Origin of the sequence: Actinomyces sp. S6-Spd3 (genome assembly GCF_000758755.1) — a bacterium.
Lineage (GTDB): Bacteria > Actinomycetota > Actinomycetes > Actinomycetales > Actinomycetaceae > Pauljensenia.
Window position 1 is genome coordinate 170530 of record NZ_JRMV01000272.1, and the last position, 20911, is coordinate 191440.

The 20911-nt window shown below is 57.3% G+C and carries 18 protein-coding genes; 7 read left to right on the forward strand and 11 right to left on the reverse strand.

The genetic code is table 11. From position 1 onward, the window contains the following. Positions 1–3 precede the first annotated feature (3 nt). The 6 genes from cas9 to HMPREF1627_RS02860 form a co-directional block, all read right to left on the reverse strand. Positions 4–3315, reverse strand: coding sequence for a type II CRISPR RNA-guided endonuclease Cas9 (cas9, locus tag HMPREF1627_RS02835; protein WP_034500968.1), 3312 nt, complete (start codon positions 3313–3315; stop codon positions 4–6). Between the two features lie 349 nt (positions 3316–3664). Then, entirely contained in the window at positions 3665–5371 is a 1707-nt protein-coding gene (locus HMPREF1627_RS02840) for a CTP synthase (protein WP_034500969.1), read from the reverse strand. An 11-nt stretch (positions 5372–5382) separates the two neighbouring features. After that, positions 5383–6012, reverse strand: coding sequence for a response regulator transcription factor (locus HMPREF1627_RS02845; protein ID WP_034500970.1), 630 nt, complete (start codon positions 6010–6012; stop codon positions 5383–5385). Positions 6013–6062: 50 nt separating this feature from the next. Then, positions 6063–7223, reverse strand: a complete 1161-nt coding sequence (locus HMPREF1627_RS02850; RefSeq protein WP_052040806.1) for a sensor histidine kinase — start codon at positions 7221–7223, stop codon at positions 6063–6065. Between the two features lie 64 nt (positions 7224–7287). Continuing rightward, positions 7288–8088, reverse strand: a complete 801-nt coding sequence (locus HMPREF1627_RS02855) for an ABC transporter permease (RefSeq protein ID WP_034500972.1) — start codon at positions 8086–8088, stop codon at positions 7288–7290. Positions 8089–8153: 65 nt separating this feature from the next. Further along, positions 8154–9140 (reverse strand): ABC transporter ATP-binding protein, encoded by a 987-nt coding sequence (locus HMPREF1627_RS02860; protein ID WP_034500974.1) that lies wholly within the window; start codon positions 9138–9140, stop codon positions 8154–8156. Positions 9141–9246: 106 nt separating this feature from the next. On the opposite strand from HMPREF1627_RS02860, the gene HMPREF1627_RS02865 reads away from it, so the two are divergent. Further along, positions 9247–9867: a GNAT family N-acetyltransferase gene (locus HMPREF1627_RS02865; RefSeq protein WP_052040807.1), complete on the forward strand. Its 621-nt coding sequence runs from the start codon at positions 9247–9249 to the stop codon at positions 9865–9867. Positions 9868–9891: 24 nt separating this feature from the next. Here the strand turns inward: HMPREF1627_RS02865 and HMPREF1627_RS02870 are convergent, their stop codons facing one another. Together HMPREF1627_RS02870 and HMPREF1627_RS02875 are read right to left on the reverse strand one after the other, a co-directional pair. Continuing rightward, positions 9892–11025 (reverse strand): DUF4853 domain-containing protein, encoded by a 1134-nt coding sequence (locus HMPREF1627_RS02870; RefSeq protein WP_234305221.1) that lies wholly within the window; start codon positions 11023–11025, stop codon positions 9892–9894. Between the two features lie 77 nt (positions 11026–11102). After that, complete coding sequence (locus HMPREF1627_RS02875; protein WP_034501167.1) at positions 11103–11597, reverse strand: GNAT family N-acetyltransferase; 495 nt, start codon at positions 11595–11597, stop codon at positions 11103–11105. A 75-nt stretch (positions 11598–11672) separates the two neighbouring features. Here HMPREF1627_RS02875 and rarD point away from each other — a divergent pair, with 75 nt between their 5' ends. After that, positions 11673–12614 carry an EamA family transporter RarD gene (gene rarD, locus HMPREF1627_RS02880; protein WP_034500977.1) on the forward strand — a complete coding sequence of 314 codons (942 nt, stop codon included), beginning with the start codon at positions 11673–11675 and terminating at the stop codon, positions 12612–12614. Here rarD and HMPREF1627_RS02885 read toward each other — a convergent pair. Together HMPREF1627_RS02885 and dnaB are read right to left on the reverse strand one after the other, a co-directional pair. Further along, positions 12589–13167, reverse strand: coding sequence for a hypothetical protein (locus tag HMPREF1627_RS02885; protein ID WP_034500979.1), 579 nt, complete (start codon positions 13165–13167; stop codon positions 12589–12591). The genes rarD and HMPREF1627_RS02885 overlap by 26 nt on opposite strands. Continuing rightward, complete coding sequence (gene dnaB / locus HMPREF1627_RS02890) at positions 13167–14510, reverse strand: replicative DNA helicase (RefSeq protein ID WP_034500980.1); 1344 nt, start codon at positions 14508–14510, stop codon at positions 13167–13169. The genes HMPREF1627_RS02885 and dnaB overlap by 1 nt, the downstream gene beginning before the upstream one ends. Before the next feature lie 335 nt (positions 14511–14845). Here dnaB and HMPREF1627_RS02895 point away from each other — a divergent pair, with 335 nt between their 5' ends. The 5 genes from HMPREF1627_RS02895 (at position 14846) to rplI (ending at position 18323) form a co-directional block, all read left to right on the forward strand. Beyond that, the gene (locus HMPREF1627_RS02895; RefSeq protein WP_234305222.1) at positions 14846–16408 is read left to right on the forward strand and encodes an MATE family efflux transporter; all 1563 of its coding nucleotides are present in this window, start codon (positions 14846–14848) and stop codon (positions 16406–16408) included. A gap of 199 nt (positions 16409–16607) precedes the next feature. After that, positions 16608–16898 (forward strand): 30S ribosomal protein S6, encoded by a 291-nt coding sequence (rpsF, locus tag HMPREF1627_RS02900; RefSeq protein WP_026066645.1) that lies wholly within the window; start codon positions 16608–16610, stop codon positions 16896–16898. Positions 16899–16947: 49 nt separating this feature from the next. Further along, a complete protein-coding gene (locus tag HMPREF1627_RS02905; protein ID WP_034500982.1) occupies positions 16948–17511 on the forward strand; it encodes a single-stranded DNA-binding protein in 564 nt (187 codons plus the stop codon). A gap of 89 nt (positions 17512–17600) precedes the next feature. Further along, entirely contained in the window at positions 17601–17843 is a 243-nt protein-coding gene (gene rpsR, locus HMPREF1627_RS02910) for a 30S ribosomal protein S18 (protein ID WP_034500985.1), read from the forward strand. 21 nt (positions 17844–17864) lie between these two features. Next, positions 17865–18323 carry a 50S ribosomal protein L9 gene (rplI, locus tag HMPREF1627_RS02915; protein WP_034500986.1) on the forward strand — a complete coding sequence of 153 codons (459 nt, stop codon included), beginning with the start codon at positions 17865–17867 and terminating at the stop codon, positions 18321–18323. A 151-nt stretch (positions 18324–18474) separates the two neighbouring features. Here the strand turns inward: rplI and HMPREF1627_RS02920 are convergent, their stop codons facing one another. Then, positions 18475–20880, reverse strand: coding sequence for a transglycosylase domain-containing protein (locus HMPREF1627_RS02920; protein ID WP_052040809.1), 2406 nt, complete (start codon positions 20878–20880; stop codon positions 18475–18477). Positions 20881–20911: the final 31 nt, after the last annotated feature.

The following is a 20911-nucleotide window of genomic DNA, read 5'->3' on the forward strand; positions in this document are numbered from 1 at the left end:
GAGCTACCTCAGCAGTTGAGTAATCGGAAGTGAATTCTGTGAATTTGAACGCGGCTCACCAAGGCAGTTCCGACGTACCACTGATACAACACCTGATGCGAGCAAGACATTAATTGCTGGTCGCCATCCTTGTCCCTCGAGTAAGTCACTGAGTTCTTTTGAAGACCCCTTTTCCAGCCCCTCAACGGACAAGAGGTAGGGACGCAAGCGCAACTTTGCGGGATCTGGGAACCCAGCAACCCTCCAGCTTGTCAACTCCGGATACTGGGCAAGCACCTCACCGACAAATCCCTTCAAGTACTTATCCGTCTCGATTTGTAGCTCATCGCCTTCAACCAACCAGCCGATCTGAGTGACGGTTCCGTCAGCTAGTGCCTTCCGAATCTTCGGCTCAGCAGTACGCATGGAAATCGTCGATGGTTTCAGCGGCGTGGTGAAGACATCTTCGTGAGTCATCTTCACCAGATCTGTAGCAAAAACACGCACCATAGCGTACGTTGTCTTCTTCCCATCGATCCGGTAAATCCGCGCGTGGTGAATTGAGCTTCCAATCTCCACATAGCCACCGCGAACCTTCAAACAGGCAGATGGCGAATTGAAGAAGTTCAACTGCTCGTCTGCGGTGATCTTCCGACCGTGAATATAGATTTCCCGCGACGGATCTTCAGGTAACCCCTCCTTCGGATCAAAGTCAGGAAGTCTGGTCAATGCAGTCCATAACGCAGGTGTTTCCGCGCGATCGATCATTGCGACAGACAGGGCTTCGCCAAGCTTCGCGTGAATGAACTTACGAACCGTATCGTCGTGAACCTTACTTGAACCAACGCGCAGACGAACATTCTCATGGAAAGGAATGGCATTCTTCGCGAGCTCAATATTGAAGAGTTCGACCGCGCGAAGCATTCCTTCACGCCATTGCTCAAAACGATCGCTGGCTTGACCGGGCTTCCCGTAGAAGTTCTTCCAAGTTTCTTCCTGGCCGGTGATGCGCTGTGATTCCCGCATATTGACGCGCAATGCCAAGGTTTGCGAAACAGACTGGTTCATCATCGCAATGACCAAGGCATCCATCGCATGGTGCCTGCGATCAAAACGCGTCTTACCTTTTCCACCGATTAGATTGACACGACTTTCAAATCCCGAGGCCTTGCGCGCTTCCGCAGTCAGCTGACCGCGATAAATACCAATGTTCGGAACCGACTCTGCTTTGAGCTTCCGGTAGAAGCCATCAATACGCGTACGGAGCTCAATCGCCATCCATGCAACGGATTCCATGGAACGTCCGTCGAACTCTTCATCCGGCTTACGCGACTTCAGGCGGGAAATCACTTCCTCACGGAAATGAGCATATTGCTTCGGACGCATAGCCGGATCGCGTTCCCACGCACGGACTCGCTCGATTGCACCCTCTAAAGAAACACCCGCGTGCGCCTGACCCGAGGTCGCCCACACAGCGAAGGGCACTGCACCCTTTTGATGGTTACAGGTACGGCAGACAGCGGCAAGATTCGAACGCTCATTCGAAGATCCTGAATTTGCACGAGGAACAATATGATCCATTTCGGCGGTTTCAAAGCCAATCGTGGTTCCACAGTACAAGCACATCGAATTCTGACGTTGAATTGCTTGGTGCTTCACCAGAGCAGAACGGCGCGCCTTACCTGAAATTCCCAGTTGCTGGATCATCTCATCCATATTTTTCTGGTTGAGATCCTGCCGCCTCTGGCTCTCACGCAATAGCTCTCTGGCAACTTTCTCCGAACCTAAGCCGTCACGCGTGTGTTCAATGTTAATGACAACCGGTTCACCCCAGCGATCTGTAGCCATATTGAGCCAACGTGCAACCTGCTTGAGAACACGATCAACTGCGGGGTTTCCAACCGGGGCCTCGATTGGCTCGGGTTCTGGTCGCCAATCATCGTCGACATTAAAGAGCTGCTTTCGAGCAGTGTGAAGGTCCACGCCCTCAGTCAGCATCCGCTCCGTGAGCTTGCGCAAGCTATCCAAGGAATAGGCTGCTCGTCCTTGAGGAAGCTGAATTTTTTCAAGCTCTGTCTGTTCGTCTTCGGTCGCTTGTTCAAGGAGCTCTGCAACTTCATCATCGATATCGTTATCACCCGTCGAACCTCCCGAGTTCGACAGTGCATCGACCATGAATCCGCGTCGCTCACTATCTGCGGACTTCCACCATTCCTTGAGCCACTTCACCTTTGAAGCCATGATCTTTTCGGTGGTGACATCTGTTGGCGGGAAACGCAAAGCGGGCTCTCCATCAACTGAGGGACGCGCTGTTCCACGCAAGTCAGCGCGCTCAATACCCAAGTTATCCGCCAGATCGGCCCAAGTCACCTGCTGTTTCAGCCCCGCATCGAGAAGGAAATCTGTCAACCCGCTCAGTTCTTCGGGAGTCAGACAACGTTCCGCTCCTGCCTCACGAACACGCAGATTCGTCAGCACTGAAACAATCCTGAAGAGTTGGAAATCAGGATGCGCTTTCTCTGCACGGATGTATTTGCCCTGACCCGGGAGTTGATCGTGACCGACGAGTCCCGCAGCGCTACCCCTGGGTGACTTTGCGAAGAAAACTCTGCGGACCAAGAGCTTAAACACATCATGGTCCAGCCGCTGCACTTCGCAGATCTTTCGGATTTCAGCGGCATTGTCGTATTGGTGAAGCTTGCCCTGGAGAATACCATCGTCTCCACGGATACCATTGCTTTCCCTGTACTTCGGATCGCTCATGTATGCGCTGATCAATTGGCCCGGCGTTGTATCTTCAGGGAACTCCCGCCCCAGCGCTTTACCGACGCGTTCATTCAGACCGCGAAGGAATTCACTGGGCTCCATCGGAGTCAGGAGCGAATCAACCTTGATATAGGGATTCCTCCACCCACGATGACGAGCCATGTGCCTGATCGCAATCGAAAGTGCTTCCAAGCGCTCAGATTCGTCCTCAATGAAGTGATCGACAAGCTCCGCGCGGGTATGCCACGGCTCGTAGGGATCCTCAAAATCCTCAAGATTCGGCAATGGCCAGTGCAGTTCTTCAGACAGCACACGGTCGAGCTCCGCAAGACGGCGCCTATTCTGAGCGGTTCTGCGCTGAGTCCGCCGTGCGACGCCCGCAGTGAGCTTACGGCTCTTCGCGGCCTTATTCTCATTCGGGTCAACGCCGGCGTCGTGAATGAACACCATGGAGTTCAGCAGGCGCAGTGGCTGATCCTTGTCATCAACCTCAACCGCGCAAAAACCAATTGATTTCAAGCCGACGTCAATGCCGACACGGTAGCGAAGATCATCATTAATCTCTGTCATGGGGAAATCATGCCACAGACAACAAGCATTTTTGTACAGTTTCCGCAGCTATTTTTCAGCGATTTTAAAGCTGTGTGAACCGTGTCAACCATGCGCACCAGGGTAAAAAAATACCGGCCCGCAGGCCGGTGGAGCAATCAGTGCCGCTAACCTGTCGGCACCTTATTGAGAATCAGTTGGCACAACTATAAGCCCTGGTCATCACTTCACGCAAGCACCTATTCAAACAACATCAATTCCCCGCTCTGCCCCCGCCCCATCTCCTGGTTTAGCTCGTCGACTCCTGACATATGAGCGTTCATAGGCCAGGAATCTGCGAGCTAAACCAGGAAAGAGGGAGCTAAAGCCCTTACTTGCGTCCGCCTCGCGCGGCGTACTTCTCGACGTGACGCTCAAGCGCCGCGCGAACGAGGCCCGCGAATAGCGGGTGAGCCTTCGTCGGACGCGACTTGAACTCGGGGTGCGCCTGAGTTGCTACATAGTAGGGGTGCATGGAGCGATCCAGCTCGACAAACTCGACCAGGTTCCCATCGGGGGAAGTACCCGAGATGTGCAGGCCAACCGATTCCAGCTGATCGCGGTAGTCGTTGTTGACCTCGAAACGGTGACGGTGGCGCTCCGAAACCTGGGTCTTGCCATAGGCCTCGGCGACAACAGAACCCTCTTGAAGGACCGCGGGGTAGGCGCCCAGTCGCATGGTCCCACCCAGATCACCATCGCCCTCAACAATGTCGACCTGGGAGTCCATCGTGTGAACGACCGGATCCGGCGTCTCGGGATCCATCTCGGTCGACGAGGCCCCCGTCAACCCCAACAGATCACGCGCGGCCTCGATCACCATGCACTGCAAGCCCAAGCACAGGCCAAGGGTCGGGATCTTATGCTCGCGCGCCCACCGCAGCGCACCCAGCTTGCCTTCAATGCCTCGGATGCCGAAACCACCGGGGACGATGATCGCGTCCACGCCTTCGAGTGCCTTCTGCGCTCCCTCGGGAGTCTCGCAGGTGTCAGAGGCAACCCAACGCAGGTCTACGCGCGCATTATTCGCAAAACCACCGTGCTTAACAGCCTCGGAAACCGAAAGGTAAGCGTCGTGCAGGTTGATGTACTTTCCAACCAAGGCGACCTCGACGCGGTACTTCGGGGACTCGACGCGCTCAAGGAGCTCGTTCCACTCACTCCAGTCCACATCGCGGAACGCCAAGCCCAGTCGCTGGACCAGGAATGCATCCAAGCCCTCGCGGTGCAGTGTCGGGGGGACCTCATAAATAGAGGCCGCATCCTTGCATTCGATGACAGCATCGCGGTCAACATCGCACATGAGCGCAACCTTGCCCTTGATTCCCTCGGGCAGCGGGCGGTCCGTACGCAACACTAGGGCATCGGGCTGGATACCGATCGAACGCAGGGTCGCAACCGAGTGCTGGGTCGGCTTGGTCTTGAGTTCACCAGCCGCAGGCAGGAAGGGAATCAGCGCGACGTGAACGAATGCGACATTGTCGCGACCCAGGTCGGCGCGCACCTGACGCGCGGCCTCCAAGAAGGGCTGGGACTCGATATCGCCCACGGTTCCGCCAATTTCCGTGATGATGACATCGGGAGCGTTCCCCTCGGCATCGGGGATGGCCTGCGCGCGCATGACGCGCTTGATCTCATCCGTGATGTGGGGAATGACCTGGACGGTGTCGCCCAGGTATTCGCCGCGGCGTTCCTTTGCAATAACAGTGGAGTACACCTGACCGGTCGTCGCATTCGCCGCGCCGGAGAGGTTCACGTCCAAGAAGCGCTCGTAGTGGCCGATATCCAGGTCGGTTTCCGCGCCATCTTCCGTGACGAAAACCTCACCGTGTTGGAAGGGATTCATGGTCCCGGGATCGACATTGATGTAGGGATCGAGCTTTTGCATGGCAACGCTCAGACCGCGTGAACGCAGCAGGCGCCCCAGCGACGAGGCCGTCAAACCCTTACCTAAAGAAGAAACCACACCTCCGGTGACAAAGATGTGGCGAGTGATGTTTTCCTGTGCGTCTTGTCGACGTCCATAGCTGTTTACCATGGAATCTCAGTTTACAACCACCCATTCTCAGTCGCGACCTTGAGCGCTTCGGCACGCGTGTGCGCGTGGGTCTTATCCATCGCCGAGCTCACGTAGTTGCGTACCGTCCCCGCCGACAGCATGAGCTCCGAGGCCACGTCCTCCACGGTCCCGCCACTTTCGAAAGCGCGCAGTACCTCGACTTCGCGGGCGCTGAGCGGGCTTTGGCCTTTCGTGAGCGCATCGACCGCGAGTGCGGGGTCGACGACGCGAAGTCCCTGTGAGGTTCGACGAATTGCATCGAGCAGTTGAGCAGCGGGAGCGTCCTTGACAACGAAGCCCAATGCGCCGGCGTCGAGTGCGCGCTGGACGTAGCCGGGGCGCCCGAAGGTTGTCACCATGAGTACGCGCGCGGCCGATCCTCGTTCTTTCAGTGCAGTGGCAGTACTGATCCCATCCATGACGGGCATTTCCACGTCCATGATCACGACCAGCGGGACCTCGCTGCCCGGATGTGCGCTCGTGTGGGCCTCGATTGCAGCCAAGGCCTCGTGCCCATTACCCGCCTGAGCGACAACTTCCATGTCGTCCTCGAGGTCAATGAGCGCACTAAGCGCACCACGGATCAGGGCCTGGTCGTCGACCACAATCACGTGAATCATTGGCATTCCTTTTGCGCGCTAGTACTTGACCAGCCAATTCTATCTTCCGCTTAGGCGGACTCCCCGCGGAAAGTCAGGCGCAGTGTCCACGTATTCCCTTGGCTCCCCCACGTCATCTCCCCTTCCGAGGCCGAGCGCTGACGCAGTCCTTCCAATCCGGCTCCTCCCCCTGCCGAGGCCTGTGAATAGCTGCGTGAATACCCGTCGTTTTCCACCAGGACCTCATGAGGACTCAGGCGGACGCTGATTGTGGAGGGATGAGCGTGGGTAATCGCGTTGGCAGTCCCCTCTCGGATGACATGTGCGGCCAAAGTTGCCCTGGGACCGGGTGGGATTTCGCCCTGAATATCAGCGGTAAATTCGATTCCCGCTTGCTCGCATAGTTCACGGGCCGACTCGACTTCTTCCTCGGCCGACAGGCTTCGCGAAGCAGCGATGATCCCACGCAAATCTTCTTTTGCCTTGCGGGATAACTCCAGGGTCTGCGCAATCTGCTCACTGGCCTCGTCAATCTTTCCAACGGAGAGCAAGCGCTGGGCAAGCTCATTCTTCATGGTGATGACCGTCAGCGAGTGACCCAGAATATCGTGAAGATCCCCGGCAAAACGCAAGCGTTCGCGCTCGCGAACCAGGCTGATTGCTTGGCGTTGACGCTGTTGCTCTGAGTGGTGATTATCAAAACTGCGGCGCACGGCCAGGGTTAATCCCAGGACCATCAGTAGCGCGATGATCGCGTAGCTCAAGGCCAGCGCGTCGATGCTGCCAATGGGCAACAAGATGGCAATGACTTCCCAGCCGACAAGTGCCGCTAGGCCGGGAACCACATATTTCCTGGGGGCTTGAACGTTCCAGCCTGCAATTGAGTAGGTCATGAAAAGGGCCGAGGTTACTCGCGATGCGCCGGCGATAACCAGGACGAGTCCCAGTGCAATCACCAGAGCCAGCAGGATCCCGTGCGAGATCCACATTTTCTTGGTGATGCGCGCTCCCCATTCGGGGGTCGGATTGACGATGTAAATTGCGATATCAGCAGCGGCAACCCCAAAGACCAGGGTGAGGATCAGCGCGATCATCCCGGGGGATTCAACGGAAGGAATCATCCCCAAGGGAAAGGCCAAGAAAACCAGGTAGGGCAGTGCCCACAACACCGCGGTCAAGCGCGGGTGACGCTGTGACCACGAGGCATCTGTCCCCTGAGTTTTGGTGCTCATTCCTGTCCTTCCCCAGTAATTGCGTTGAAAGTAGGGCGCGAGCGCGCCCGATTGCGCCGGCCTCTTAGCGATCAGTGTCCCTACGCTGCGCCCAGATCGCAAGCAGTGCCATGGGAATAAGCCACGCGACCGTGGAAATCACCCACTTCCACTCGAAATTATCGAAACCGTACAGGGGTAGCTGCGAGAGGTTGAAGAGTCCATAGAAGGGGCTATAGGGCGCGAGCGTCTTAAAAATCGACCCCATGGATTCGATCGGAATGAACATTCCCGCAAGGAAAGCACCCAAGACAACGACACCATTGATCACTGCGAAGGCAGTATCTGAGCGCATGAGGAAGGCCAGTGCCAGACCAAGGGCCGCGGAAATCACCGATGCAGCCAAGGTGATGAGTCCACTTTCAACCCAGGCCTCGGGAGTCATTCGTGCTCCGGTCGCGTATCCGAATGTATAGGTAATGACAATAACCAGGGCGCTCATAGAGATCGCCGCGATCAAACGGGAAAAAATGAAGGCGCCCGAACCCACGGGGGACAGTGCAAAGAGCCTGGAGATTCCAGAGATTCGCTCAAGTGCGACAACGGTTGCAGCCGATGCGGCAGCGATCATTACGCCGTACAGGGTCATTGACACCAAGACCGTTGCGCCGATATTCGCATTGATCGCCCACTCTTTCGAGAACTCCTGTCCGGCTCCAAACATCATGTACATGAAGATCGGAAGGATCAGCGCAAAGGCGAACATGGCGGGATTGAGAACCAGCTTCAGGAATGACTTCCAGGTGAGAAGCCCAAAGCCCTGCCAGGAGCTCAGGGCTCGGCGGCTGATCCAGGGGTTTGTTGCTGCGTGAGTGTGAGTCGTCATTGTGAATCCTTAAAGAAGAGGTGCGAGGTGGCCAAAGTGAAAGACAGGATTTCGTGCCCTGCGTTCTACTGCGTGAGCTCGGCGAAAACATCCTCGAGGCTCGAGAAAACAACCTCGAATTCGCATGCCTGGGGAATAGCAACGATGTGTCGAGCGGCCTCGTCAGAGAAGGTCGTGTGGAACTCCACGCGTAACCACTGATCGGCAGCCAAGTCCTCTTCGCTCAAAGAAGCGGGGGCGGAATCGGGGGAATCGACCTCGGCAATATCGGAAAGCTCCCACACTGTCCCAAGCTCAGCCGCACGCGCGGCCAGTCCAGCGCGCACACCCTCAAGAGAGGAAGAAGGAATAGAGAAGGCCAGACGCGTCGACGAGTGCGCACGGCGGATTTCTTCGGTCGGGGCGTCGGCACTCACTCGGCCGGCGTTGACGATGACCGTACGCTGAGCGTAGTCCTGCGCCTCGGCCAGATAGTGGGTGGCGAAAAGGATCGTCTTGCCTTTCGAGGCCTGGGTGCTCATGAGATCCCAGAACTCCTTGCGCATGGTGACGTCCATTCCGGCGGTCGGTTCGTCGAGAATGATGAGTTCTGGGTCAGGAATGAGTGCCATTGCTAGGCGAACGCGTTGCTGCTCACCACCGGAAAGCTTGCGGATTTTGCGGCCAAGAAGGTGACGAAGGTGGGTTTCCTCGACAAGAGGGTCAATGGACTGGGTGCGCTTGTAGACGCGCGAGAAGAGTTTGAGGATTTCTGCGACGCTGTAGTCACCAGGAAGCGAACCCGATTGAAGAACGACACCGATCAGGCCGCGGCGGATTGCTTCTTTGGCACTCATGCCAAAAACTTCCACGCTTCCGCTATCTGCCTGTTGAAGGCCAAGAATGATGTCAATTGTTGTGCTTTTTCCGGCGCCATTTCGGCCAAGGAAAGCAACGATTTCACCGGAATCAACGCGCAGGTTCATGCCCTTGAGAGCGTGTACATTCCCGTAGGTCTTCACCAGGTCTTTCGCAAGGATCACTGGGGTCGTAGTTTGAGTGTCCGTGTTCATGCCTCTAGTCAACCGTCGAGGCGCAAAGGGCAACAGTGTCGTTTTTACGAAGTTTCACATGACACTTGTCATGAGATCTTTATGAGGCTTCTTCTACTATTAAGGGGTGAGTTCTTGCGATTCCCATTTAATTACTCTCCCCGTCCGCCGTTTTTCACACTTCTATCCTCAAGTTCGCGCGCTACTCACCGAGGCTTTCCCCTCTTCTGAACTCGTGCCTGAGTGGGTACTCAACACCTTCGCACTGCGTCGTTCCATTGATTTTCTGGCTTACTTTGATCCCGCTCAAGAGTCGAGTTTTTGCGGGATTACCCTCACGATTCACTCGGAGGATTTACTCTTTGTCATTTTTCTGGCAACGGACCGTTCCGCACGTTCCAAGGGGTATGGTTCGCGCATCCTGTCCCAACTCAAGGAGCACTACCCCGAACACGCGATTGCCCTGGAAATTGAACCGATGCTTCGCGATGCCGAGAATTTTCACCAGCGCGAGAGGCGACTGGCTTTCTATCAACGCAATGGCTTCGACGAGACCGGGTTGTTTACGAATTATGAGGGCGAGAACTACGAGATCTTGCTCTACCTACCCGCGCTGCTTCCCGACGAAGGTGCGACAGCGCAGCGCTACAAGGATTTAGGCGTATTGTGTGGAGCCCTTGAGGAGCTCCTGTCGTCATTGACCATGCCGGTCTTCATCCCCACCATCCACGTCGGTATGAGGGAATAGCCGAGGCCGAGGCCGAGGCCGAGGCTACGCGAGAGGGTCTGGTAAGTCGCGGTGGTCGTTGGGAATCAACACCGTCGGGTCAGACACAGAACCATCAGAAGGACGAGCACCACTCTTGTAACTAAACTCCGTATTCTCCTGGCGAAGAATGACCGTCACAAGCCCCCCATTCTTCTCATCCTTCCACGCAAGATAGTGGCCAACCCCAGGTACCGGACTGGCATAGTCATACACCAACTCATAGCCCAGCGGATTCAAATGAGCATTCCCCCACTCAACAACCCGCCCCACATCACGCGGACCACACTGAACACGCTGGCTCTCAAGCCAATACTCTGGAGTGGGATACCTCTTCCTCGTTTCCATCTCGCTAGGTCTACGAGCCACGTAATACGATGAATCACCAACAATTTCGTCTCTGAAACTCAAAATCTCCGGCTCAACCTCACGCTCAAACACCTCAATCGACTGACGTTTTCTCTCCAACTCGCTGCCATCAGTCTCTGGAAATCTAGGCGCGTCCCTATCAAAATCCCAAATACTGGGAAGACTAGGACTCACATATCCGGCAACATCCCGAGAATCATTAGGAATCAGCACCCGCGGATCAGGCACAGAACCATCAGAAGGACGATCTTGGGTGTCATATTGAAAAGCCAATGACTGATCCCTAATTAAGATTTCAACACGCCCTCCATTCTTTTCATCACGCCAAACCAGAGACTCCTGATCATGCACAATCGATACATACCCAAGGGGTTCGAGATACCGGCCGAGAATTTCTTCAACGCGGTCTGGGGATTGGGTACCCCCACGTACTCTCTGACTGGACAGCTCCCATCCATCGTAGAGACGACTAATTTTGCTCTTCTCAGTCTCAGGACGAAGAGACTGAGAACCACTATAAATTTCATTTCGTGCGGCAAGAATGTGCGGCTCAACATCACGCTGAAAGGCCTCAACCGACACGCGCTTCTCCAAAGGAAGACTCCCACCCCCACGCGGGGGAATATCGATGTAAGGGAACGAGATAATTCCAATAAACACCCATATCGCGAATAGGAATCCCACCACTGCGCCTACAAAACGCAGCACGTACCGCAAATAGCGCTTTACGCGCCGTCCCTGTACTCCACGCGTGGACTGCGAATCAGACACCACCACACCTCCTCGCCGTCGTTGAGGTCAGCCCCAGCCTAACGAAGAACGCTGATTCAGCAAGCAATTACTCAACACTACTTCGATATTTGAGAAAACAACCCATCATAGGCAATTCGGGGGCACTGGCCTCGTACCGCAATCATCCCACACGGCTCAAAGCCATAAGCCTCCAGCGCTCGACGCATCGGCGCATTATCAAGGTGCGTATCGCAGCGCAAATACGGAACTTGCCCCGCGCAAAAGTCCATCACCACGCGAGTGACCCCGCGGCCTCGGACGCTGGCAAGGCGATGGATCACGCCATACTCATCATCGAAGTGCCAGGCCCCATCAATCTGGGAATACTCCTCTTCCGGCCCGCGAGCGAAACTAAACACTGCCAAAGGCCCTTGTTCATCACAAACAAGGAAGCACTCGCCTCGTTCAATGTCCCTGAGCGCGTCACTGCGGTTGGGGTAATCGCTGGGCCACTGCGTCGGATTACCGTTCGCCCGCATGAATTCGCGGGCGTGGTCAAAAGCAGACTCGATGAAATCCAGATCCTCGGAAGTGGCGGGGCGTATGAACATGTCATTAGGGTAGCCCACGCCCGAATCCCCCTTCGCCGCCGGGCACCCTTTCATCCAAACCGTTACGCTGCACCTATGGCCAGCGAACATCCCACACGAAACGAGCACTTCGGAAAGTACCTTGCTTTAGGTATCGGCACTCACGTCATGTGGGGATTTTTCCCGCTGTACTTCCACCTTCTTGAACCGGCCGGCTCGCTGGAAATCATCGTTCACCGAGCGCTATGGGCCTTCATCGCCTGCTTGATTGCACTGGCACTGACTCGATCCCTTCCCAGAATGTGGCGCGTAATCCGCACTCCCGCGCTCATGGCGCCGCTTGCCGCCGCAGGTTTCCTGGTTGTCATCAACTGGACGACCTATATTTACGCGATCCTCATTGGCCACACGACCGATGCCGCGCTCGGCTATTACATCAATCCGCTCTTCACGGTCGCCTTGGGAATGGTCGTTCTCCACGAGAGAATCTCGCGCCTTCAAGGCGTTGCTCTTGGCTTGGGCGTTCTCGCGGTGATTGTCATCATCGTGGGACTCGGCCGGCTCCCGTGGATTTCGCTTGCGCTTCCCGCATCCTTCGGCCTGTACTCACTGGTGAAAAAGAAGGTCGCACTCAAGGTTGCTCCCCTCGATGGAATGGCCATTGAAACCGCGGTCGTCATCCCGATTTTAGGGATTTATTACGCCTACCTTGTTGCCCACCAATCGACGTCATTCCATACCCTTCAGCGCGCCGGCGATAGTGCGATGTCCTGGCAGCTTCACCTGGCAATGCTCATCGGAGCGGGAATCCTGACCGTCATTCCGCTCATCACATTCGCCAAGGCATCGCAGGGACTCCCCCTGGGTCTCTTGGGCTTCCTTCAGTACATTTCCCCGAGCATCCAGCTGGTCATTGGCGTGTGCATCTTCCACGAGTACATGGAACCGACGCGCTGGATCGCGACCGGAATTGTCTGGGTCGCCCTTGCTCTGCTCAGTGTCGACGGCGTGATCAGAATGCGACGCGCCAGGCAATAACGACGCCCACTGCGACGATAACCGCCACCACGATCCCCGCGATCACGCGGTTTCGCACGCTCTTTTCCCCGCGAGGCTTTCGCGAGCGCGTTCCGTTTGCGAAGGCCTCGAGGTCGCTGAGTGGACCGCTATTCGCCGTTTCCCGCCAGCTCCAATCCACGGCTTCACCTGACGAGGCCGTGGTGGGGATCGCCGTTGGAGCGTACTGCGGTGCTGTGCCTTGGGCAGGTTCAGACTGAGGCGGCTGAAGTTGCTGCGGGGCGCTTGGCGCTGCCTGGACGCCGTAATCGATGATCGGCGTCCCTGCGGCTTGGGGCATACCCATCTCGGAAGCGCTCGGGCCAATCGGCATGTTCGAGGTGTACTGGATCTGCGGTTCGAGCGTTCCCCCGGAAGAGTCAAGGATCCACTGGCGCAACTGTGGATACAGGCTGGGGTTTTTCAGCAGATGCCGACGAAGGTCAGGGCGCTCGGCCGCGAGTTGCGCCATGAGTTCAGGCGGCATCGTGGGGTCTTGAGCTTGGGCGGGTGTGATCGAATTGAGGTCGTACATTAGGCGGGTTCCTCGCGAGAGGTGAAGTTCGCAAAGCGCGCCATGTGTCCTTGGAAGAGGACGCGAATTGTTCCGGTCTCACCGTTACGGTGCTTTGCCAAGATAATGTCGGCTTCGCCCGGACGATCCTCAGGATTGTAGTATTCGGGCCGGTGCAAGAGGATGATGATGTCCGCGTCTTGCTCGAGTGAGCCCGATTCACGCAGGTCGCTCATCATCGGCTTCTTATCGGTTCGCGCTTCGGGACCGCGGTTCAGCTGTGCGACAGCGATGACCGGGACATCGAGGTCTTTGGCCAAAAGTTTGAGGTTTCGCGACAGGACGGAAACTTCCTGCTGACGTGATTCGACCTGCTTGCCCGTTGTCATGAGCTGGAGGTAGTCCACGACGACCAGGCCCAGATTGTGCTGCTGCTTGAGTCGGTAGCATTTCGAGCGAATCTCGGTCATGGTGACATTCGCTGAGTCGTCGACGAAGATCGGGGCTTCAGAGATCTTCCCGGTCGTTTCCGAAACCTTGCGCCAATCGCGTTCGGTCATCTCGCCCTTCATCATCTTGCTCATGAAGACCGAGGACTCGGCGGAGAGCATACGCATGGCGATGTCGTTTTGGGACATTTCCAGCGAGAAGATGACCGATGTGATGTCGTGCTTGATGGAGGCGGAGCGGCAAAAATCAAGTGCCAGCGTGGACTTACCCATCGCAGGACGCGCCGCGACAATGATCATCTGCCCGCCTCGCAGACCACCGGTCATTCGATCAAGGTCGACGAATCCGGTGGGGACGCCGGCGACCTTACCCTGGTTAAGTTCGATCTTTTCGAGCTCGGTGAGGATGTTTTCGGACATATCGGCCATCGACACATAGTCGGTTTGCGCTTGGCGTTCTGCGACGGCGAAGATCTCCGCCTGGGCTTTGTCGACGATTTCATCGACATCGCCGCCAGCGTCCGCGTAACCGAGTTGGACGACTCGCGTGCCCGCAGTGACGAGGCGACGCAAGATCGCGCGCTCTTTCACGATTCGCGCGTAGTAGCCCGCGTTTGCTGCGGTAGGAACCGATGCGATCAGGCTGTGGATGTACGAGGCCCCGCCGACCCTGGACAGATCTCCTTGCCTTTGAAGTTCACCAACGACCGTCACTGCGTCCGCGGGTTCGCCCCGGCCCATGAGGTCGATGATCGTGTTGTGAATGATTTCGTGGGCAGGCTTGTAGTAGTCACTTCCACGAATCTCTTCGCTGACATCGGTGATTGCTTCTTTGGAGAGCATCATGGAACCCAAGACGGACATCTCTGCGTCGATGTCTTGGGGTGGGGTGCGATCGAAGTCTTCCGATGCCATGTGTGAAGCTCTCCTCAGGCGGATTGTGCGCATGTGGATGGGGGTTAAACGCAAAGCGCGTACACGCGAGCCTACTGCCAAGCGAGCGCCACTGCCACTCTCAAGTTCAACACGAATGTGGACGGATTGTGGATACTCTGTGGACAGCGCCGCGTGTCTTCCACATGCCCTGTGGACGAAGAGTCTTTCACAAGCCTATTCTCAGCTTGCCTTCAGTTTAGGCTTTCCCCGGAAAGCCGCCATTTTCCGAGTATGATCTTTCCACAGATGTGTACACAGTCTGTGGATAAAAAGTGGAGGGACAATCAGTGGATAGCGCCGATCAGCGAAAAGACATGTCTCAATCGCAGATTGAAGGTTTACCGGAGTCACAACTTGCGATCCACAATCAGGCTGCATCAACTGATAAAGAGTGTCCTGAACAGGCTTTATCCACAGATAAATCCACTTCCGTGGATAAACCAGCACTCACTGATGCATCCGAGGATATTTCCAGCGCTTCCCCAGTTACGCGCGATGAATCCGCACAAACTCACAGCAAACAGCCCAGCCTGACACGCCAAATCCTCTCCCTCGCGATCCCGACCCTAGGCGCAACAATTGCGCAGCCACTTTTCCTCACGATCGACTCCGCAATGGTTGGCCACCTCGGCGCCGAAAAAATCGCCGGCATGTCACTTGCCATGATCGTGATCAACACGGTCTACGGCATGTCGATCTTCTTGGCCTACTCGACCACCGCCGAAACCGCTCAAGCAATGGGAGCCGGAAACGAGCGCCGTGCCCGCGAACTCGGCGTCCACGCCATGTGGCTGGCCGCCATCATTGGCATCACACTCGCAGGGGTTCTCGCACTTATCGGCACTCCTCTCTTGCGCGCACTGGGAGCAGCCGAGGAAATCATGCCCTACGCCTCGTCATTCCTGCACGCGTCCCTTCCGGGGCTTGCGGCATCGCTGATCACCATGGCGGCCACCGGAGTTTTGCGCGGAATGAAGGACACCACCACTCCGCTCATCGCGGCTGGAGCGGGCGCAGCGCTGAACATTGGCCTCAATGCATTCCTCATCTACGGGATCAATCTGGGGATTGTCGGTAGCGGCATTGGAACCTCGATCGTTTCAACCATCATGGCGATCACCTTGGTCGCAATCCTCGCCCGCCCCGCACGAGCCGCGGGTGTCTCTTTGCGTCCGTCACTGACAGGAATCCGCCAATCCGCGCGCGTCGGCGGCCCTCTCTTGGCGCGCTCGGTCGCAATTCGCCTGGCCTTCCTCACCTCGATCTGGAGCGCGACGACGATCAGCGTCAACGGCCTCGCGGCCTACCAAGTCGTCATGTCGGCCTGGCAAATCCCGCTCTTCCTTCTCGACTCCCTTGCGATCGCCTCGCAAACTCTGGTCGGATTCGCCATCGGTTCGGGGGATCGCTCGCAGCTGCGCACGCTGCTCCGCACCCTCTCGTGGTGGGGAATCGGAGCGGGCGTCATCATCGGCGCGCTCACCGCTTCCCTTTCCCCGTGGATCCCTTCCTTCTTCGTTTCCGAGGCCGTCGTCCGCCACATGGCAATCCCCGCGGTCATCGTCAATGCGGTCTTCTTCCCCGCACAATCACACGCATTCCTGCTCGACGGTGTCTTGATTGGTGCAGGGCGCGGAGCTTCCTTGGCAAAGGCAGCATTCCTCAACCTCGCGATCCTGCTTCCCGCGCTGTGGGGATTTACGCTTCTTCGTCCCCGCCTGAGTGAGACCGCGGCGGTAGCGGTACTCATTGGTTTGGTGACCGGTTTGTACATGGTGACCCGAGCGATCACAAACTCGTGGATCACGTGGTTTTCGCCGCGAAATGCGCTCATTCCGCGGGATGATTCGCTCGCTCCATCACAGGCCGCAGTGTGATTCACCGCTCGTGACAGGAAGCTGAAAAAACGCTAGACTTGGACGCTGGACTGTTTCCACCCACCCGGGATGGAACTCAGTCTCGCGGACACCCATGTGTCCGTGTGCAAAAGCCGGTGGAACTCCGGTGATTGCAACGCATGACCCTCCTGTCACGGAAATACCGTGACCGCGAAGACCACAGGAGGTGGGTATCAACGTGCGTGAATACGAACTGATGGTGATCCTCGATCCTTCGATCGACGAGCGCACCGTCGCCCCGCAGATGGAGAAGTACCTCGAGCAGGTCACCGCTAACGGCGGCTCCGTCGAAAAGGTCGACATCTGGGGCAAGCGTCGTCTTGCCTACGACATTCTCAAGCGTTCCGAGGGTATCTACGTTGTCATCAACATGACGACCACCCCCGAAATTGCGCTGGAAATCAACCGCTTGATGACTCTGAACGAGTCCATCCTGCGCACGAAGCTCCTGCGTCCGGACGCCCACTGACCTTCGCTCACCTGAGCAATCACCTCACACAGCCCACCAAGGAGATCCAATGGCTGGAGAAACCGTCATCACGATCATTGGCAATTTGACCAATGATCCGGAACTGCGTTGGACGCAGAGCGGAGCACCCGTCGCCGACTTCACGGTGGCATCCACCCCGCGTTCCTTCGACCGCCAAAGCGGCGAATGGAAGGACGGGGAAACCCTGTTCATGCGCTGCTCCGTCTGGCGCGAAATGGCTGAAAATGTCGGCGAATCCCTGCGAAAGGGAATGCGCGTCATTGTCACCGGTCGCCTCGTGCAGCGCTCTTTCGAAACCCGCGAGGGCGAACGCCGTACCGTCGTCGAACTTCAGGTCGAAGAAGTCGGCCCCTCACTGCGTCGCGCAAAGGCACAGGTCACCCGCACGGGCGGCCAGGCCTCGGCAGGCGCACCCCAGGGAGGCTACTCCCAGGGTGGCGGATACGGACAGCAGCAGGGCTACGGAAACCAAGGTGGTTACTCGCAGAGCCAGGCCAGCTACGGCGCACCTGCCGGCGGTTCACAAGACGATCCGTGGCGCACATCCGATTCCGGTGTTGCGACCTCTTTCGCCGAGGATCCGCCCTTCTAAATAGCACCGCGCGCCAAGTAACCGGTGCGCACACGTGCTGAACACATGCTTGGGAGCGTTCACTCGCTCAGATCATCAAGGAGAACATCATGGCGAAGCCTCAACTTCGCAATAAGCCCATTAAGAAGAAGGCCAACCCGCTGAAGTCGGCCAAGATCGAATCGATCGATTACAAGGACACCGCTCTGCTGCGTAAGTTCATCTCGGACCGTGGCAAGATCCGCGCTCGCCGCGTCACCGGTGTCTCCGTCCAGGAGCAGCGTCGCATTGCTCGCGCCGTCAAGAACGCACGCGAAATGGCTCTGCTGCCCTACACCTCTACCGGCCGCTGATTCGAAGGGAAGGACTGAAAAATGGCAACTACCAAGCTCATCCTCACCCACGATGTGGATCGTCTCGGATCCGCCGGCGATGTCGTCGAGGTCAAGTCTGGATACGCTCGTAACTACCTGATCCCCCGTGGCTTCGCCACCAAGTGGACCAAGGGCGCACAGGTTCAGATCGATCAGATGGCTGCTGCTCGCCGCCGTCGTGAGATCGCGTCCATCGACGATGCTCGCATCGTGCGCGATGCCCTGCAGGCCGCGGTTGTGACCGTGAACAGCAAGGTTGGCGCACATGGACGCCTCTTCGGTTCCGTCTCCGCTTCTCAGATTGCAGAAGCTGTGAAGGAACAGCTGGGCCAGACCATCGATCGTCGTCGCGTGATCATCGCTGACCCGATCAAGACCACCGGTGACCACACCGTGACGGTCAACCTTCACTCCGAAGTCACCGCGAACCTCAAGGTCCGCGTGCTGGCTGTCAAGTGAGCGTCTGACAAGACCATAAAGAGGGCCGGGGCACTCCCTTTCGGGAGGCCCCGGCCTTTTTGTCTTTCTTTTTCACGGGTGTCAGGCAGCTGCCTGAGCAGCGCTCCATTCGACGCTCGAAGACGTGTCCGCGCCGATGGAGCCCCCGAAACTACCTGCCTTCTGCCCGACTCGGACCGCCACCCTCAGAGCCCGCCGCACCCGTATTTTGAGCAGTCGGAGTCTGGGTCGGCTGTACCTCAGATCCCTGTGTCGACTCACTCGCCTCGGGGGTCGGAGTAGGCGTCTCTTCGGTAGGTGTAGGTGTCGTCGAAACCTGGGGGTCGGGGACCACAGGAGTAGCCGACTGGCGGGTGTACCAATCGAAGTGGAGCTTCGTCTGGTTCGCAGTCGCCTGCTTCATGTAGCGCATCCACACGGTCACCGGCCAGTCACCACCGTGGAATTGGCCAAGCCCACCGATATTCGTCAAAGAAACGGGATTGCCGTTTTCATCGAGCTGGTACATGCTCACTGCAGTGACCAGTTCAGGCGTAAAACCAACGAACTGCGCGGTCTTTTGGTCTTCGGAGGTACCGGTCTTACCGCCCGTGTCCTGCTTGAGTGCGGCCGCGGCCTCGGCAGTACCACCCGAAGCGGTCACTGCTTCAAGCGCAGGAAGGACGGTCGACATGGTCTTGGTATCGAAAACCTGTTCCGGGTCAACGTTTGTCTTGAAGACCTTGGAACCATCGGAGTTTTGAACCTCGCGGACAATGTGCGGAGTGGTTCGCTTTCCACCCGAAGCAATCGTCGAATAGGCGTGCGCAAGGTCAATGTTGTGGGGAGCCGCAAAGCCCAAGACGTTGAGCAGCGAGTCATCCAAACCGCTCGTGTCCTCGGGGATTCCCAAGTCGATAGCAACCTTCTTCGTGGTTGCGGGGCCAACTTCCTGGTTGAGTCCAACGAAAACAGTGTTGATCGAGTTCTTCGTCGCGTTCACCAGGTTCTGACGGCCCCAAGACACACCAGAATCGTTGCTCACCGCACGCGACATTCCACTAAAGGTCTTGGGCGAGGAGCCATCGTAAACGTCGTAGATCGAACCCCCCTGCTCGGCGTGAGCAACCAGGGCGAAAGGCTTGAAGGTTGAACCGGCAGCCATGATGTCTTGCGTTGCCGCATTTTGCTGGCGCGTGAGGTAATCCTTGCCGCCGTACTCTGCGACGATTTCGCCGGTAGCGGGATCCAATGACGTCAAAGCCACGTGCATGGAATCTTCATTCCATCCGCGCACCGTGTACATGTACTCTGCAGCGGCAACAGCCTGATCCTGCTTGTCCTTATCAATCGTGGAAATAATGCGGTATCCGCCGGTCGCCAGCTGGTCTGCCGTGAAGCCTTCTGCCGCGAGTTCAGTCCGGACCTGCTCCATGAGATAGCCGGTCGGGCCTTCCATCGTCGGACCACCCAAGGTATCGGGATCGATGGTCTTTGGGAACTCGGCGGCGTTTGCGTCCGCCTGCGAAATCCAACCATCCTCAACCATCAGGTTGATGACGCGCTGCCAACGCGAGCGTGCTTTCTCTTCATCGACTGCCGGATCCCACGCGGAAGGAGCGGGGATGATCCCAGCGATCATTGCGGCCTCGGAAAGGGTGAGATCCTTTGCTTCGTGGCCGAAATACGCCTGAGATGCGGCTTCGATACCGTAGGCACCGCGACCAAAGTAAATGGTGTTGAGGTAGTTGCCAATGATCTCGTCCTTGGTCTGCTCACGATTGATCTTGAGAGCAAGGATCGCTTCCTTGGCTTTACCCACATAACCGGTCGTTTCACCGACGTAGTAGCGCTCAACATACTGCTGGGTCAGGGTCGACGCACCCTGGCGCGCCCCGCCCCTAATATTGTTGACCAGCGCGCGACCGATGCCTTTGAGATCGACACCCGAATTCGTGTAGAAGGTGCGATCCTCCGAGGCAACCACGGCATGTGAGACATAGTCAGGCAGGGTACTGGAATCGATGATCTTCCTATTCACCTGCGACATCCGGCCCATTTCGGTGGTGCCATCGGCGTAGTAGACGGTCGTCGTCTGCGCAAGAGCAACCTGATCCGCCTGCGGAATCTTCAACGAGGCGTAGGCAATGAGGAAGGTACCAAAGCCGGCAATAATGAGGCCGAGGAAGGTGTAGAAGACTCCTCGTGCAATCCGTGCTGCGAGGCTACGCTTCTTTTTCCCCTTGGCCGGCCCCTTCTTCTTTCCGCCGCCCTTGCCGGACGCTGCCGTGCGCGAGCTTGCCGGACGCGTCGACCCCGTGCGCGAGGTACTCCCCGACGAGGCCGCGCGAGTGCTTGCGCGCCGACTTCCGCTTGAGCTGGCTGCTGCCCCACTCGAGGAGCCGCGAGAAACTCGCGCAACCGCTGAAGTGCGCTTAGGTGCAGAAGAAGCAGGTGTCTGGGGGATGGTTCCCTCGCCTTCACGACGGGCCTGCTGCGCAAGTCGACGTCGAGTCGCCTCGGCTCGCGAGGGAAGGGCGCGACGTCCCTGATCGTCGTTTGCTTGTGAAGGTGCCACGAAATCCAGCCTTTCAGCATAGGTTCATCGT

What these genes read in the sequence shown, in the direction of transcription:
- cas9 (WP_034500968.1), bottom strand. Translation starts at nt 3,315, where the DNA reads ATGACAGAGATTAATGATGATCTTCGCTACCGTGTCGGCATTGACGTC.
- HMPREF1627_RS02840 (WP_034500969.1), bottom strand. Translation starts at nt 5,371, where the DNA reads ATGGTAAACAGCTATGGACGTCGACAAGACGCACAGGAAAACATCACT.
- HMPREF1627_RS02845 (WP_034500970.1), bottom strand. Translation starts at nt 6,012, where the DNA reads ATGATTCACGTGATTGTGGTCGACGACCAGGCCCTGATCCGTGGTGCG.
- HMPREF1627_RS02850 (WP_052040806.1), bottom strand. Translation starts at nt 7,223, where the DNA reads ATGAGCACCAAAACTCAGGGGACAGATGCCTCGTGGTCACAGCGTCAC.
- HMPREF1627_RS02855 (WP_034500972.1), bottom strand. Translation starts at nt 8,088, where the DNA reads ATGACGACTCACACTCACGCAGCAACAAACCCCTGGATCAGCCGCCGA.
- HMPREF1627_RS02860 (WP_034500974.1), bottom strand. Translation starts at nt 9,140, where the DNA reads ATGAACACGGACACTCAAACTACGACCCCAGTGATCCTTGCGAAAGAC.
- HMPREF1627_RS02875 (WP_034501167.1), bottom strand. Translation starts at nt 11,597, where the DNA reads ATGTTCATACGCCCCGCCACTTCCGAGGATCTGGATTTCATCGAGTCT.
- rarD (WP_034500977.1), top strand. Translation starts at nt 11,673, where the DNA reads ATGGCCAGCGAACATCCCACACGAAACGAGCACTTCGGAAAGTACCTT.
- HMPREF1627_RS02885 (WP_034500979.1), bottom strand. Translation starts at nt 13,167, where the DNA reads ATGTACGACCTCAATTCGATCACACCCGCCCAAGCTCAAGACCCCACG.
- dnaB (WP_034500980.1), bottom strand. Translation starts at nt 14,510, where the DNA reads ATGGCATCGGAAGACTTCGATCGCACCCCACCCCAAGACATCGACGCA.
- HMPREF1627_RS02895 (WP_234305222.1), top strand. Translation starts at nt 14,846, where the DNA reads ATGTCTCAATCGCAGATTGAAGGTTTACCGGAGTCACAACTTGCGATC.
- HMPREF1627_RS02905 (WP_034500982.1), top strand. Translation starts at nt 16,948, where the DNA reads ATGGCTGGAGAAACCGTCATCACGATCATTGGCAATTTGACCAATGAT.
- rpsR (WP_034500985.1), top strand. Translation starts at nt 17,601, where the DNA reads ATGGCGAAGCCTCAACTTCGCAATAAGCCCATTAAGAAGAAGGCCAAC.
- rplI (WP_034500986.1), top strand. Translation starts at nt 17,865, where the DNA reads ATGGCAACTACCAAGCTCATCCTCACCCACGATGTGGATCGTCTCGGA.